Raw genomic sequence first — 14514 nt, 5'->3', positions numbered from 1 at the left:
CACGTCGATCTGCTCACGCAGCAGGGCGACGTTGGGCAGGTGCGCGAAGCTCTCGAACGGCGCACGCCAATCGTGGAAACGCACCTTGCCCAATCCCCCGGTCGGGCCCTGGTCGAACAGGAACGAGTCGTCGGCCGCGTCGTCGCGACGGCCGATCACCGGCAGCTCGCGGTTCGGCGCGAACAGGTAGTTGGGCATGAACTTGCCCAGCAACCCGATGTTGATGTGAACGGTGCCTTCCAGCCTCGGCAGCAGCCCGATCTCGCGGGCCATAGCCTCGAACATGGTGTCCTTCTCGACACCCTTGGCGGCGATGACATCCCACAGCGCGGTGATCACCCGCTCGCCCTCGCTGGTGATCTTCGCCTTGGTCAGCGGGCTATAGAGCAGGTAGCGCCGGTCCTCGGCCGACGCACTGCGCATGTAGTCGCAGGCGCGGCTGGCGACCAGCCGCATCGCGACCAGCCGCGCGTAGGCATCGGTGAGCAGGCGCCGCACGTGGGTGAAGTCGGTGACGACGGTGCCGTACAGGTAGCGGTTGGACGCGTGGGTGACCGCCTCGTACATGGCGTGGGTACACATGCCGATCGCACCCCACCCGAGGTTGTACTTGCACACGTTGACGGTGTTGAGCGCGGCGTGGAAGGCCCCGGGGCCGCGGTGCAGGATGTCGGCCTCGGTGACCGGGTAGTCGCGCAGCGCGTAGTTGGCGACATAGTTCTGCGAGTTGACGACGTTCTTGATCAGCTCGTAGCGATCGTGCTGGGAGTCGGCGACGAAGAACACGTACTCGTCTTGGTCTGCTGAGGGGCCCGCGATCTTGCCGAAGGTGGACACCATCCGGGCGACGTTGGCGTTGCCGATGTAGTACTTCTCGCCGTTGGCCGTCCAGCCGTGCTCGGACGGCGTCAGGATCATGTCGGTCTGGTAGACGTCGGCACCGTGGGTCTGCTCCGACAATCCGAAGCCGAACACCTCGCCGGCGTCCAGCTGCGCCGCGGCCTTGCGCTTGGCGTCCTCGTTGTCGCTCATCCAGATCGGGCCCAGGCCAAGGGCGGTGACCTGGAAGGGATACCAGTAGTTCAGCCCGTAGAAGCCGATGATCTCGGCGAACTCGCTGATCCGGTAGGTGTCCCAGCGGCAGTCTGCCGAGGCGCCGTACTGCGACGGCGTCAGCAGGGAGGCGAAGATGCGCTCCCGTCCGATGTGGTCAAGGAAGTCGGAGTACCAGACCCGCGCGTGGTCGTCGGCCTTCAGCCGGGCCTTGCCCCGTGACTCGAAGAAGTCCAGGGTGGCGGCCATGATCTCCCCCGAGCGAGCGTCTGGGTAGCGGCGTTGCAGGTGGTTGGGATTGAGCAACATGGCAGGCTCCGGTTAAACGGTTGGGCGAAACGGACGCGGCCGACGGTACGCCAATAAGCGGCCATCTGGGCCTCATCGGATGAGGCCAGCGAAAATCCGAATTGTCTTCGTAATTGCCTCTGTTAAATGACCGCCGGGCGGGCCTAGCATCAGCGACGTGTCCGAACTAAATACCGCGCGTGGATCCATCGATACCGCTGATCTCGGCGTGACGCTCATGCATGAGCACGTGTTCATCATGACGACGGAAATCGCCGAGAACTACCCCGACGCCTGGGGCGACGAAGAAAAACGGGTGGCCGATGCCATCGCCCGGCTGGGCGAGCTGAAGGCCCGCGGCGTGGACACCATCGTCGACCTCACCGTGATCGGCCTGGGCCGCTACATCCCGCGGATCGCCCGTGTCGCGGCGGCTACCGAGCTGAATATCGTTGTGGCGACAGGGCTTTACACCTACAACGACATTCCGTTCCGGTTCCATTACGAGGGCCCGGGCGGGATGCTGGGCGGCCCGGAGATCATGACCGACATGTTCGTGAAGGACATCGAGGAGGGCATCGCCGACACCGGTGTCAAGGCCGGAATCCTCAAGTGCGCCACCGACGAACCGGGAATCACCCCCGGCGTCGAGCGGGTGCTGCGCGCCGTCGCACAGGCGCACAAGCGCACCGGGGTGCCGATCTCCACCCACACCCACGCCGGTCTGCGGCGCGGCCTCGACCAACAGCGCATCTTCGAAGAGGAAGGCGTCGACCTGACGCGAGTGGTCATTGGGCATTCCGGCGACAGCACCGACGTCGGCTACCTCGAAGAGCTCATCGCCGCGGGGTCCTACCTCGGGATGGACCGGTTCGGCCTCGACGTGATCTCACCGTTCGAAGAACGAGTCGGCATCGTGGCGCAGATGTGCGAGCGCGGGCACGCCGACAAGATGGTGCTCTCGCACGACGCCAACTGCTACTTCGACGCGCTGCCCGAGGAACTCGTGCCACAGATGGCACCGAACTGGCACTACTTGCACATCCACAACGACGTGATCCCCGCCCTGAAGGAGCGCGGGGTCACCGACGAGCAACTGAACACCATGCTGGTGGACAACCCGCGGCGCATCTTCGAGCGACAGGGCGCATATGAGTGAGCCGATCCCACCGATCGGTACGCAGATTTCGGCGCTTGCCGAACTCGCCCCCGACGAGCCGGCGGTCACCTGCGACGGCCTGACCATTACCCGCGCCGAACTCGACCGGTCGACGAACCGGTTGGCCCGCGCCTATGCCGAGCGCGGCGTCGGCGTCGGCGACTACGTGACCATGGTGCTGCCCAACTCGGTCGAGTGGATTCAGGCCGCCGTCGCGTGCTGGAAGCTGGGCGCGGTACCCCAGTCGTTGTCGGCACGGTTGCCGGCCGCCGAGCTGCAGGGCCTGCTGGACTTGCGCCGGCCTGCCTTGCTGGTGGGCCAGGAGCAAGGCGACATACCAAGTGTGCCAATCAATTTCACTCCCGACCCGACGCTGTCCGACGCCGGGTTGCCCGAAGCGGTTTCGCCGGTGTGGAAGGCGATGGGGTCGGGCGGCAGCACTGGGCGGCCCAAACTGATCGAGTCCGGCGGCGACAGCCGGATACCGGCCGCCATCGGCTATCCGCTCGGCGCCCAAGAGGGAGACACCACGCTGATCCCGGTGCCGCTGTCGCACAACACCGGTTTCACCGCGGCGACGATCGCGTTGCTGATGCGCCAGCATCTGGTGCTGATGAGCCGGTTCGACCCGCACGGATTCCTGCGACTGATCAGCGAACATCGCGTGACGTTCCTGACGACGGTGCCGACGATCATGCAGCGGACGCTGCCGGTCTACCAGGCCGACCCGGAGTCCTACGACCTCTCGTCGATCCGGCGGTTCTGGCATCTGGCGGCGCCGTGCCCGCCGGCAATCAAGCAGGCGTGGATCGACCTGCTGGGCCCGGAAAAGGTCTGGGAACTCTACGGCGGCACCGAATTACAAGCACTGACCTTCATCTCCGGTGACCAGTGGCTGACCCACCGCGGCTCGGTGGGCGTGGTGGTCGCCGGCGAGATGAAGGTGCTCGACGACGACGGCAACCCCTGTCCGCCTGGCGTGGTGGGCGAGATCTACATGCGGCCAAGCCCGGGCAGCGCGCCCACCTATCGCTACGTCGGGGCCACGGCGAAGAACCGGGACGGTTGGGACTCGCTGGGCGATCTCGGCTACTTCGACGCCGACGGGTTCCTGTATCTGTCGGACCGGCGGGTCGACATGTTCACCGTCGGCGGCCGCAATGTCTATCCCGCGGAGATCGAGAGCGCCCTGTCGGCGCATCCCGATGTGTTGTCCTGCTTGGTCGTTGGCGTCCCCGACCCCAACGAAGGCGACCTGGGTCAGGTGCCTTACGCGCTGGTGCAGACGACCGACGACTCCACCCTGGACGCCGCGGGTGCCCAGGAGTTTCTGCGCGCCAACATCGCGGGATACAAGGTGCCGCCCACCCCCGACTTCATAGAATTCGTCGACACACCGCTGCGCGACGACGCCGGCAAGGCCCGGCGATCGGCGGTCCGGGCAGAGATCATGGCTCGACAGCCGGCCGCAGGGGCGCGCTAACCAGAAAGCGCCAAGAATCCTCCAAGCCCCCGGAACCACCATGAGGGCATGCAGATCGAGCCATTGAGTACCGAGCTGATCGAACGCTATCTGCGCTCGCGTCACTTGCGGTTTTTCCGCAGCGACGACGGCGAGGAATTCATGATGGTGCTGTCCAACTGTGAGCGGGGCAAGCTGCACGTGAATCTGCGGATCAACGGGCTGCGGCCCGACATTTTGGAGATCTCCGTCAGCCCGGCCGGGTACTACCAAGCCAGCGAACGCCCGCGCTTGATGGAACTGGTGAACGAGTGGAATCGCGACAACCATTGGCCCAAGGCGTTTGTGCGCGAGACCGCTGCGCCCAGCCGCGTCAGTGTGGTCGGTGAGAGTGCTTACCTGCTGACCGACGGCATCCACCTGGCAGCGCTGGGCAACTTCATCAAGTCCACCGTCGAGTACGGGGCCGATCTGATCGAGAAGATCGAGCAGGCCATCTGCCTGCCGTCCGCGGACGCGCTGGAAGAGTGGATGGACCGCACCGGCTAGGGCGCGATCGCGTCCGCCTCGGCATCGATCCCCTCAGCGGCTGGCTTCTCGCGTTTCTCCCAGCGGCGCAACGCCTCCCGGCATGGCGACTCGACCAGGGCGTAGCTGACCGCCGCGATCGCGAAGCCGAAGATCAGCGTCAGCACCAGCACCGTCGGCATGTTGCCGGTAAACGGGAACGTCCCGATCACCGGGAACACCATCGCCAGGGCGGCCAGGTGCCAGATGAACAGACCGTAGGACCAGCGGCCCAGGGTGACCATGCCGGCGTTGCCCAGCAGCCGGTGACCGGTGTCGACGCGGTCCAGCACCAACGGCGCGACCAATGCGAACGCGACCACCGAGCCCATCGAGGTCTTCACCGCGAACTGTGCCGCGGTACCCGGAGTCAGCCCCTCCGGACCGGCCAGCGGGGAAGCGGCCACCAGAAAGGCCGCCAGCGCGATGGCGGCCATCAGCACCCGCCGGCGCGCCAGCCAGTGTGGCAGCCCGATCGGGCTGTGCACCCACTCGGCCAGCAGCATGCCCGCGGCGAACCAGGAGAAGAAGGCCGGCGGCCAGTTCAGCGGGTTGCCGGTTCCCGAATGCCCCCCGAATAACGGCAACCAACCCCACGCCCAGCTGAGCACCGCCAGCGTGGCGATCACCGGCACCCGCGCACTGACCGGAATGCGGCGGGCAAGTAACGCGAGGATCGGCAAAGCCAGATAGAAGCTCACCTCGACCGAGAGGCTCCACATCTGGGTCAGGCCGCCGGTCAGGGTGAGCGGCACATAGATCTGGGTGAGCGTCAGGTTTGCCAGCCACACCGTCAGGCTGGCGTGATCCGCGTCGGGCAGCAGGGTGAGGATCACGACGACCGCCACCAGATAGGCCGGCATGATGCGGACAACCCGCGAGCGCAGATAGTGGCCGGTGGGCGGCCTCTTCACTAAACCAAGCCCCAGATCCCGCGCCGCCGCCGCATGGCCCCGCCACAACAGGAACCCCGACAGCGCGAAGAACACCGCCACGGCGAGGTCGAAGCGGCCGAACAGACGGCCGTCGACACCGCTGGAGTGGCCGGTCTGAAAGGCCACATGCGTAGTGACCACACCCATGGCCGCGCAGGCGCGCATACCCTCGACGGCGGGGAGGAAGCTGCGGACTCCACCCACCTGCTGGCTGTCGGTCACGATCACAGTCTGCCTGCGCAGTGTTACCTGCCGAATCGGGTACTGCTGTTAGGGTCAAACGGATTTGCCTAGAGCATTAGGGAGGGCACGGCCACGTGAACCGAGCGGTCATGTTGCGGTTCGCCGCATGCGGAATCATCGGACTCGGGGCCGCCTTGCTGATCGCCGCGCTGCTGCTGTCGACCTACACGACCAGCAGGATCACCAAGATCCCTCTCAACATCGACACCACGCTGGTCAGCGACGGCAGCGGAACCGCGATCGACTCGTCGTCGCTGTCCAGTGACCACGTCGTCGTCAACCAGAACGTGCCGCTCGTTTCCCAGCAGCAGATCAGCGTCGAGTCGCCCGCCAACGCCGACGTGGTCACGCTGCAGGTCGGCACCTCCCTGCGGCGCACCGATAAGCAAAAGGACACCGGGCTGTTGCTGGCGATCGTCGACACCGTCACGCTCAACCGCAAGACCGCGATGGCCGTCTCGGATGACACCCACACCGGTGGCGCCGTCCAGAAGCCGCGGACTTTCAACGACGAGAACCCGCCCACCTCGATCCCGGTACGGCACGATGGCCTGTCCTACCGATTCCCGTTCCACACCGAGAAGAAGACCTATCCGTACTTCGACCCGGTCGCGCAGAAGACCTACGACGTCAACTACGACACCCAAGAGGACGTCAACGGCCTGACGGCGTACCGCTTCACCCAGAACATCGGGTACAGCGCCGACGGCAAGCTGGTGGCGCCGGTGAAATACCCGTCGCTGTACGCCGGCGACGAAGACGGCAAGGTGACGACGTCCGCGGCGATGTGGGGCCTGCAGGGTGGCGATCCGGCCGAGCAGATCACGATGACCCGCTACTACGCGGCGCAGCGGACGTTCTGGGTGGACCCGGTCTCGGGCACCATCATCAAGGAAACCGAGCATGCCAACCACTACTTCGCCCGTGATCCGCTGAAGCCGGAGCTGACCCTGGCCGACTACAAGGTCACCTCCAACGAGGACACCGTGGAATCTCAGGTGAACGCGGCCCGCGACGAGCGTGACCGCCTCGCCTTGTGGTCGCGGGTATTGCCGATCACGTTCACCGCGGTCGGCGTGATCGCGCTGATCGGCGGCGGAGTGCTGGCGTCGTTCAGCCTGCGGACCGAGAGTGCGCTGACCGACCCCGGCCTGACCCGTGGCGACGAGGAGTTCTTCGGCCGCAGCGGGCTCGAGGAACGGGTGCCCGGCGCCGAAGCCGAGACCGAGAAGCTGCCCACGCAGCGCTCCGAATCGCACGACGATCCGCCCGGCTCCGACCCGCCGCACGACGATCCGCCCGAATCGGGCTCCCCCGAACCGAATCCTCCCGGCCCGCCCGACCGGGACTAGCCCGCGATCGCGCCGACGGTGACCGCGCCGTACCGCCGGGCGGTGTACTGGTCACTGCCCGGATATGCGTTGGTCCTGGCGCTGGTGGTGGTTGCGCCGCTACTGCGGCCCGGATACCTGCTGCTGCGCGACGCGGTGTCGACGCCGCGCTCGTACCTGTCGGACACCGCCCTGGGGCTGACGTCTCCACCGCGGGCGACGCCGCAGGATTTCGCGGTGGCGCTGTCCTCGCACCTGGTCGACGGCGGCGTCGTGGTGAAGGTGTTGCTCGTTACCGGGCTGTGGCTGGCCGGTTGGGGCGCGGCGCGACTCGTCGCGACCGCGCTGCCCTGCGCCGGCGCGTCCGGCCAGTTCGTCGCGATCACGCTGGCGATCTGGAATCCCTATGTCGCCGAACGACTCCTGCAAGGGCACTGGAGCCTGCTGGTCGGCTACGGCTGCCTGCCCTGGGTGGCGACGGCAGTGCTGAGGCTGCGCTCGGCGGAAGCCACCGGCTTTTTCGCGTTGGTGTTCTGGATCGCGCTGGCCGGGCTGACCCCGACCGGGCTGATGCTCGCCGCGACGGTGGCGCTGGTTTGCGTGGCCGCACCGGGTGCGGGCCGGGCGCGGTGGCTGTGCGCCGCGGCGACGCTGGGTGCCGCGCTGGTGGCGGCGCTGCCGTGGCTGACGGCCGCGGCGATGGGCCCGTCGTTGTCCACCCCCAAAGCGGCGAGCACGCTCGGGGTTCTCGCGTTCGCGCCGCGCGCCGAGCCCGGCCTGGGCACGCTGGCCAGCTTGGCCAGCCTCGGCGGGATCTGGAACGGCGAGGCCGTACCCAGTTCGCGGGCAACGCTTTTCGCTGTCATCTCGGCGCTGACGCTGCTGGGGGTGGTGGCGGCCGGGTTACCGACGGTGACACGCCGCCCGGCAGCGGTGCCGCTGCTGGTGCTGGCGGCGGTGTCGGTGGTGCTACCGGCCGCGCTGGCCACCGGACCCGGACTGCACCTGATGGCCGCGGTTGTTGACGCCGCACCCGGCCTGGGTGTGCTGCGCGACGGGCAGAAGTGGGTAGCGCTGGCGGTGCCCGGATACGCACTCGCAGGCGCCGGCGCGGTGGTGACGCTGCGCAGGTGGGTGCCCCCTCCGGCAGACTTCGCCACGGCGCTGGTCGGCTGTCTCGCGCTGATCGCGGTGCTGCCCGACTTGGCCTGGGGGGTGGGGGGCAAGATCGCGCCGGTGCACTACCCGCCGGGCTGGGCTGCCCTGGCGGCGGCGATCAACCGTGCGCCCTCGCCGGTCGCGGTGTTGCCCGCGGGCTCGATGCGGCGCTTCGCGTGGTCGGGTCCGGCGCCGGTGCTGGATCCGCTGCCCCGCTGGCTGCGCGCCGACGTGCTGAGCACCGGCGACTTGGCAATCTCCGGTCTGGTGGTGCCCGGAGAGGGCAACCGCGCCCGGTCGATCCAGCAGTTGCTGCTTTCCGGGCCTTCGCCGTCGGCGTTGGCCCCGGCCGGCCTGGGGTGGCTGGTCGTCGAATCCGACAGCGCGGGCGACATGGGTTCGGCCGCACGCACTCTGGGCGCGCTCACCCCGGTCTTCCACGACGAGGAGCTGACGCTGTACCGGGTCGGCGGTGACACCGCCGGCGTGCCGTCGGGCCGACGCCACGCCACGGTGATCGCGCACCTGGTGTGGCTGGGGATGCTGGTCTTGGGCGCGGGCGGGGCGCTGGTCGCCGGAGTCCGGCGCCGAGTTAGACCACGCCGCTGACGAACTCGCCGGCTTGCACGGCTTCCAGCACGGCGCGCATCGCGTCGGTGCTTTGCGTCCAGGAAAACTCGCCGCTGCGGGCCTGCGCCTTGGCGCCGAGCTGGTCGCGCAGCACCGGATCGCACAACAGTTGTTCGAGGCGGTCCACCAGCTCGGCGCGGTTGTCCACCAATATCCCGGTCACCCCGTCGACGATCGAGTCGGACAGGCCGCCCGAAGACCGGTAGCCGATGGTGGGCACCCGGTGCTGAGCCGCCTCGACGACCGCCAGGCCCCAGCCTTCTTTGCGCGAGGGCAGCACATGCACCCAAGCGCCTTGCAGCACATGGTGTTTGGTCACGTCATCGACATGGCCGTGGAAGGTGACCGCGTCACTGATGCCGAGGCCCCGGACATGGTCGACCAGGCGCTGGCGCCACCAGCCGTCGCCGACGATGTCCAGATGCAGCTCGGGTAGCCGCGGGCGCAGCTCGGCGACCGTTTCCAGCGCGTCCTCGATCTGCTTGTGCGGCACCAGCCGCGAGAGCACCACCACCCGGGGCACGGCCGAACGCGGGCCGGACAGCGACCGGGCCGGCGCCTCGTCCAGGCCGTTGCGCACCACCGCGATCCGCTCGTTGTCCGCTCCCAGGGCGACCAGGTCGCGCGCCGACGGCAGCGACACCGTCAGGTACTGGTTGCGCCGGTGCAACCGCGGCGACAACCACGACTCGACAAACCAGCCCAGCCGGCCGAACAGCGGTCCGGCTACCGGCCACTGCTCGCGGTGGCAGTGGTGTACCAGCACCACCACCCGGCGGCCGTACAGCAGCCGGGAGCAGAACGGCAGACCGTTTTGCGCGTCGACCACGACGTCGGGGCGCACGCGCCGCAGCGGCCCCAGACCCAGCCGGCCGGCGGCCATCGCCAGCAAGGCCCACACATATACCGAGTAGCGCCCGCCCGCGCGGCTGATCCGAACGCCGTCGATGACTTCGCGGCGCGGCGCGCCCGGATAACGGGCGGTGCGCAGGGTGACCGCGACGCCCGACGCGGCCAGCTGCGTGCCGATGCGCTGCAAGTAGGTTTCGCTGCCACCCCCCTGCGGGTGGCCGGTGTCGCGCCAGCACAGCAGCAGGACGGAACGCAGGTCAGACATCAGTCGTCAGCCTAGCTGGCACGTCCGTAGGGTTGCCCGTTGTGGCGGTGACTGACGTCTTTGCGCGACGGGCCAAGCTGGCGCGCTCGGTGCGGCTGCTGACCGAGTTCCGCTACGAACAACCCGACCCGGACCGGTTCTACGGCGCACTGGCGGCGGATACCGCGGCGATGGTCGGCGACCTCTGGCTGGCCGCCCGCGGCGAACCACCGACCGGACGCACCCTCCTCGACGTCGGCGGCGGGCCGGGCTACTTCGCGGCGGCGTTCGCCGACGCCGGTGTGCACTACCTCGGCGTCGAGCCCGATCCCAGCGAAATGCACGCCGCCGGACCCGCCGTGCGGGCGGCGACGGATATGTTCGTCCGGGCGTCGGGCATGGCGTTGCCGTTCGCCGACGACTCGGTGGACATCTGCCTGTCGTCCAACGTCGCCGAACACGTGCCGCGGCCGTGGCAGCTCGGCGACGAGATGCTGCGGGTGACCAAGCCGGGTGGGCTGGCGGTGCTGTCCTACACCGTGTGGCTGGGCCCCTTCGGCGGACACGAGATGGGCCTGACCCACTACCTGGGTGGCGAGCGCGCCGCCGCACGTTATGCCCGCAAACACGGGCATCGAGCGAAGAACAACTACGGGTCGTCGTTATTCGCGGTGTCCGCCGCCGCGGGGCTGAGCTGGGCCGAGAACACCGGGGCGCTGGTAGCCGCATTCCCGCGCTACCACCCGCGATGGGCGTGGTGGCTGACGTCGGTGCCGGTGCTGCGCGAGTTCCTGGTCAGCAATCTCGTGCTGGTGCTTTCACCCCGAGAATGAAACATGTTCTCGTTTTGCTTCGGCTTTAGTAGGGTGGCGCCATGGGTGACATCAAGACCGAATACGACAAGCTTTTCATCGGCGGCAAGTGGACGGAGCCGTCGACCTCTGAAGTCCTCGAGGTGCGCTGTCCGGCGACCGGCGAGTACTTCGGCAAGGCGCCGGCGGCAGCGGCGGCCGACGTCGACGCCGCGGTCGCCGCTGCCCGGGCCGCATTCGACAACGGCCCCTGGCCCACGACGCCGCCGAAGGAACGCGCGGCCGTCCTCGCCAACGCGGTCAAGCTGATGGAGGAGCGCAAGGAGCTGCTCAGCGCGCTGCTCGCCGGCGAGACCGGTCAGCCGCCGACCACCATCGAGACGATGCACTGGATGGGGTCGATGGGCGCGATGAACTTCTTCGCCGGCCCGGCAGTCGACCAGGTCAAGTGGCGCGAGATCCGCAACGGTTCCTACGGGCAGACCATCGTGCACCGCGAGCCGATCGGCGTCGTGGGCGCGATCGTGGCGTGGAACGTGCCGCTGTTCCTCGCCGTCAACAAGCTGGGCCCCGCACTGCTGGCCGGCTGCACCGTGGTGCTCAAGCCGGCCGCCGAAACCCCGCTGACCACAAACGCTTTGGCGGACATTTTCGCCGAGGCCGGTCTGCCCGAGGGTGTGCTGTCGGTGGTGCCCGGCGGTATCGAGACCGGTCAGGCGCTGACGTCGAACCCCGACGTCGACCTGTTCACCTTCACCGGCAGTTCGGGCGTCGGCAAGGAGATCGGCCGTCGCGCCGCCGAGATGCTCAAGCCGTGCACGCTGGAGCTCGGCGGTAAGTCGGCGGCCATCCTCCTCGAGGACGTCGACCTGGCCTCGGCGATCCCGATGCTGGTGTTCTCCGGGATCATGAACACCGGGCAGGCCTGCGTGGGCCAGACCCGCATCCTGGCGCCGCGCTCGCGCTACGACGAAATCGTGGACGCGGTAAGCACATTCGTGCAGGCGCTGCCGGTCGGTAAGCCGGACGACCCGGCCGCCCAGATCGGGTCGCTGATCTCGGAGAAGCAGCGCGCCCGCGTCGAGGGCTACATCGCCAAGGGCATCGAGGAGGGCGCCCGCCTGGTGTGCGGCGGCGGCCGTCCCGAGGGTCTGGACAACGGCTTCTTCGTTCAGCCCACGGTGTTCGCCGACGTCGACAACAAGATGACGATCGCTCAGGAGGAGATCTTCGGGCCGGTGCTGAGCATCATCGGATTCGACACCGAAGAGGACGCGATCAAGATCGCCAACGACTCCGCATACGGCCTGGCCGGCAGCGTGTGGACCACCGACATCGCAAAGGGCATCGAGATCTCGGAGAAGATCCGCACCGGGACCTACGCGATCAACTGGTACGCCTTTGATCCCTGCTGCCCGTTCGGCGGCTACAAGAACTCCGGCATTGGCCGCGAGAACGGGCCCGAAGGTGTCGAGCACTTCACCCAGCAGAAGAGCGTGCTGATGCCGATGGGCTACACCGTCGAGGGCTGACAGTCCCGCGCCGAGCGTGAAGTTGGTTTCACGCTGGCCCCTGAGCGTGAAGTTAGTTTCACGCTCGGGGGGCATCTACCGCCCCGAGAAGTGGGCGTCGCGTCGCTCGATGAACGACTGCACGCCCTCCGCGGCGTCTTCGCTGGCGAAGAGCTCGGTGACGGCGGGACGCAGCCGCTCGATCGCGGCGGCTTCACCCTCGACGCGCGCCGAGTGCGCTGACGCCAGCGTGGCGCGCACGCCCAACGGCGCGGCGCGGTCGGCGATGGTGTGCGCGATGTCGCGCGCGGCGGCCAGGGCCGCGGCCGCATCGTCGGCCACCTGCTGGACCAACCCGATCCGGTGCGCCTCGGCGGCGTCGAACTCGTCCCCGGTGAGCAGCCAGCGCATGGCGTTGCCCCAGCCGGCCTCGCGCGGCAGGCGGATCGTCGCGCCGCCGAACGGGTAGATCCCACGGCGCACCTCGAGCTGGGTGAACCTGGTGTCGGCGGCGGCAATGCGAATGTCGGCGGCCAGCAGCAGCTCGATGCCCAACGTCATGCACCAGCCGTGCGCGACCGCGACCAGCGGCGTGGTCCAGGCGCCGTCCAGCCGCCACGGATCCCGGCCACCGTCGGGGAAAGGATTCTCTCCGGATGCGATGCCCGGGCCGACGTCGGCGAGATCCAGACCGGCGGTCAAGTGGTCGCCGTGCGCGAACAGCACCCCGGCCCGCACCGAGGTGTCGGACTCCAGCACCGCATAGGCGCGGGAGAGATCGGCGAGCATCGCGCGGTCGAACGCGTTGCGTTTGTCCGGTCGGTTCAGGCCGATCAGCAAAACGTGACCGTCACGCTCCAGCGTCACAGTGTCGAGGACGGGAAGTATCTGACCAGTTGGGCTGTTGTACGTGTGTGCCATGCCACAGTCAATCCCAGAAGGCCAAATTATGCAATAAAGCATAATCTTTAGGATCTGCTCAGCTTCAGCTCACCACGAGAAAATGACTTACGTCACACATTTACCTGGTCTGCGAGTTTAGTACCACTAACAAGTTGCTTAGTAGACCAACGTCTTATATGATTCTCAGCATAATCATGAGCCGCCGGCCCCGGCGCATGAAAGCAGCACTAGGCCGGGAGAAAATCATGTGGATCATCGAACTCAACGTCGCCGGCTATCAATTCACCCGCGAGGTGCCCGACCTGAAACGCCCGTCGTTCCGGTTCAGCCCGCGTAATATGCACTGGCCGGTATCGCGGCACTCGCACGCTGCATGACGTCTGCCCCAGGAGGTACGAAAGTGCCGACCACCAGCCATGTCGCGCCGGAAGCCACATCGCCGAAACGCGGCGGCACCCGAACAAAGATGCTCGTCAGCGCCGCCGAAGTGATGCGCGAACGCGGAGCCGCCGGCGTCACCATCGACGCCGTGCTGGCGCGCAGCGGCGCCCCGCGCGGTTCGGTCTACTACCACTTTCCCGAGGGACGCAACCAGATCCTCAGCGAGGCGCTGCGGTATTCGGGGGATTCGATCACCGCCACCATCGACGCCGCCGCCGATCAAGGCGCCAGGGTGCTGCTCCGTGAGTTCATCCAACTCTGGGAACGCCTGCTGACCGATGGCAACTTCCACGCCGGCTGCCCGGTGGTCGCGGCCGCAATCAGCGCGGACGAAACCGATCAGGACCTGACCATCGAGGCCGGGACGATCTTGGGCCGGTGGTGTACGGCATTGACCCGGGCGTTCAGCAAGGACGGGTTCGACGACGACGACGCGGCCTCACTGGCCGTGATGTCGATCTCCGCGCTAGAGGGTGCGATCGTGCTGTCCCGCTCGACCCGCAGCGTCCGCCCGCTCAGCCAGGTTGGCGAGCAGCTCGAATTCCTGATCAAGGCAAGGGAATTCGTCACCCGCAACGGGATCCCCGGCAAGCAGGACGGCTAACGGCCCGGCCGGAATCTCAGTCGCTTGCCGGTAGCGGCTTGACCTCTTTGAGCGCGAGCGCGGTCGCACCGATGCTCAGGCTCCCGGCGCCCGGCTTGGTCACCAATACCTCGGCGCCGGCCTCGTCGACATAACGCTTGCCCATCACGGTTCCGTCGGAGAATGCCGGGTCGAGTTCGCCCGAGCGCTCGCCGCCGATCGGCACCATCGGCACACCGCCGCAGCGCAGGTCGTCGAGGCTGTCGGCGCTCCTGACGACGATCACCTGGGTGTCACACACCTGGCTGGTGAGGCGGGTTCCGTTCTTGATCATGATTTTTC

General features: G+C 67.7%; 14 protein-coding genes. 9 read left to right on the top strand and 5 right to left on the bottom strand.

The genetic code is table 11. From position 1 onward, the window contains the following. A partial coding sequence (locus ACZY0B_RS14040; protein ID WP_463764725.1) for an acyl-CoA dehydrogenase family protein occupies positions 1 to 1362 on the bottom strand: 1362 nt, incomplete at its 3' end. A gap of 157 nt (positions 1363 to 1519) precedes the next feature. Between ACZY0B_RS14040 and ACZY0B_RS14035 the strand changes: the two genes are divergently transcribed. Genes ACZY0B_RS14035 through ACZY0B_RS14025 form a run of 3 tightly spaced genes read left to right on the top strand, consistent with a single transcriptional unit; the run spans position 1520 to position 4511 of the window. Then, positions 1520 to 2500, top strand: coding sequence for a phosphotriesterase family protein (locus ACZY0B_RS14035; RefSeq protein ID WP_463764724.1), 981 nt, complete (start codon positions 1520 to 1522; stop codon positions 2498 to 2500). Continuing rightward, a complete protein-coding gene (locus ACZY0B_RS14030) occupies positions 2493 to 3983 on the top strand; it encodes an AMP-binding protein (protein WP_463764723.1) in 1491 nt (496 codons plus the stop codon). The genes ACZY0B_RS14035 and ACZY0B_RS14030 overlap by 8 nt, the downstream gene beginning before the upstream one ends. A 48-nt stretch (positions 3984 to 4031) precedes the next feature. Next, a complete protein-coding gene (locus ACZY0B_RS14025) occupies positions 4032 to 4511 on the top strand; it encodes a type III secretion system chaperone family protein (RefSeq protein ID WP_463764722.1) in 480 nt (159 codons plus the stop codon). Here ACZY0B_RS14025 and ACZY0B_RS14020 read toward each other — a convergent pair. Next, positions 4508 to 5692: an acyltransferase family protein gene (locus ACZY0B_RS14020; protein ID WP_463764721.1), complete on the bottom strand. Its 1185-nt coding sequence runs from the start codon at positions 5690 to 5692 to the stop codon at positions 4508 to 4510. The two genes, ACZY0B_RS14025 and ACZY0B_RS14020, sit on opposite strands and share 4 nt — an antisense overlap. 89 nt (positions 5693 to 5781) lie before the next feature. On the opposite strand from ACZY0B_RS14020, the gene pgfA reads away from it, so the two are divergent. Next, positions 5782 to 7059 (top strand): cell envelope lipid trafficking protein PgfA, encoded by a 1278-nt coding sequence (pgfA, locus tag ACZY0B_RS14015; RefSeq protein WP_463764720.1) that lies wholly within the window; start codon positions 5782 to 5784, stop codon positions 7057 to 7059. A gap of 42 nt (positions 7060 to 7101) precedes the next feature. Beyond that, on the top strand, positions 7102 to 8805 hold the full coding sequence (locus ACZY0B_RS14010) for an MmpA family trehalose lipid delivery protein (RefSeq protein ID WP_463764735.1): 1704 nt from the start codon (positions 7102 to 7104) through the stop codon (positions 8803 to 8805). Here the strand turns inward: ACZY0B_RS14010 and ACZY0B_RS14005 are convergent. Continuing rightward, positions 8789 to 9943, bottom strand: coding sequence for a glycosyltransferase family 4 protein (locus tag ACZY0B_RS14005; protein ID WP_463764719.1), 1155 nt, complete (start codon positions 9941 to 9943; stop codon positions 8789 to 8791). The genes ACZY0B_RS14010 and ACZY0B_RS14005 overlap by 17 nt on opposite strands. A gap of 41 nt (positions 9944 to 9984) precedes the next feature. On the opposite strand from ACZY0B_RS14005, the gene ACZY0B_RS14000 reads away from it, so the two are divergent. Both ACZY0B_RS14000 and ACZY0B_RS13995 read left to right on the top strand, forming a co-directional pair. Beyond that, a complete protein-coding gene (locus ACZY0B_RS14000; protein ID WP_463764718.1) occupies positions 9985 to 10755 on the top strand; it encodes a class I SAM-dependent methyltransferase in 771 nt (256 codons plus the stop codon). 41 nt (positions 10756 to 10796) lie between these two features. Then, positions 10797 to 12266 (top strand): aldehyde dehydrogenase, encoded by a 1470-nt coding sequence (locus ACZY0B_RS13995; protein WP_463764717.1) that lies wholly within the window; start codon positions 10797 to 10799, stop codon positions 12264 to 12266. 75 nt (positions 12267 to 12341) lie between these two features. Here the strand turns inward: ACZY0B_RS13995 and ACZY0B_RS13990 are convergent, their stop codons facing one another. Next, the gene (locus ACZY0B_RS13990; protein WP_463764716.1) at positions 12342 to 13166 is read right to left on the bottom strand and encodes a crotonase/enoyl-CoA hydratase family protein; all 825 of its coding nucleotides are present in this window, start codon (positions 13164 to 13166) and stop codon (positions 12342 to 12344) included. A gap of 176 nt (positions 13167 to 13342) precedes the next feature. On the opposite strand from ACZY0B_RS13990, the gene ACZY0B_RS13985 reads away from it, so the two are divergent. Then, complete coding sequence (locus ACZY0B_RS13985) at positions 13343 to 13525, top strand: hypothetical protein (RefSeq protein WP_463764736.1); 183 nt, start codon at positions 13343 to 13345, stop codon at positions 13523 to 13525. Further along, the gene (locus ACZY0B_RS13980) at positions 13522 to 14193 is read left to right on the top strand and encodes a TetR/AcrR family transcriptional regulator (protein ID WP_463764715.1); all 672 of its coding nucleotides are present in this window, start codon (positions 13522 to 13524) and stop codon (positions 14191 to 14193) included. Before ACZY0B_RS13985 ends, ACZY0B_RS13980 begins: the two co-directional genes overlap by 4 nt. Before the next feature lie 16 nt (positions 14194 to 14209). Here the strand turns inward: ACZY0B_RS13980 and ACZY0B_RS13975 are convergent, their stop codons facing one another. Next, entirely contained in the window at positions 14210 to 14506 is a 297-nt protein-coding gene (locus tag ACZY0B_RS13975; protein WP_463764714.1) for a hypothetical protein, read from the bottom strand. Positions 14507 to 14514 lie beyond the last annotated feature (8 nt).

Source organism: Mycobacterium sp. IDUB_19, from assembly GCF_055419445.1.
Note: the sequence above shows the minus strand (reverse complement) of the source record. Positions and strands in the feature narration are given on the sequence as shown.

Excerpts from the sequence above, each read along its gene's own strand:
- ACZY0B_RS14030 (WP_463764723.1), top strand. The coding sequence starts at position 2,493 with ATGAGTGAGCCGATCCCACCGATCGGTACGCAGATTTCGGCGCTTGCC.
- ACZY0B_RS14025 (WP_463764722.1), top strand. The coding sequence starts at position 4,032 with ATGCAGATCGAGCCATTGAGTACCGAGCTGATCGAACGCTATCTGCGC.
- ACZY0B_RS14005 (WP_463764719.1), bottom strand. The coding sequence starts at position 9,943 with ATGTCTGACCTGCGTTCCGTCCTGCTGCTGTGCTGGCGCGACACCGGC.
- ACZY0B_RS13995 (WP_463764717.1), top strand. The coding sequence starts at position 10,797 with ATGGGTGACATCAAGACCGAATACGACAAGCTTTTCATCGGCGGCAAG.
- ACZY0B_RS13990 (WP_463764716.1), bottom strand. The coding sequence starts at position 13,166 with ATGGCACACACGTACAACAGCCCAACTGGTCAGATACTTCCCGTCCTC.
- ACZY0B_RS13985 (WP_463764736.1), top strand. The coding sequence starts at position 13,343 with ATGAGCCGCCGGCCCCGGCGCATGAAAGCAGCACTAGGCCGGGAGAAA.
- ACZY0B_RS13980 (WP_463764715.1), top strand. The coding sequence starts at position 13,522 with ATGACGTCTGCCCCAGGAGGTACGAAAGTGCCGACCACCAGCCATGTC.
- ACZY0B_RS13975 (WP_463764714.1), bottom strand. The coding sequence starts at position 14,506 with ATGATCAAGAACGGAACCCGCCTCACCAGCCAGGTGTGTGACACCCAG.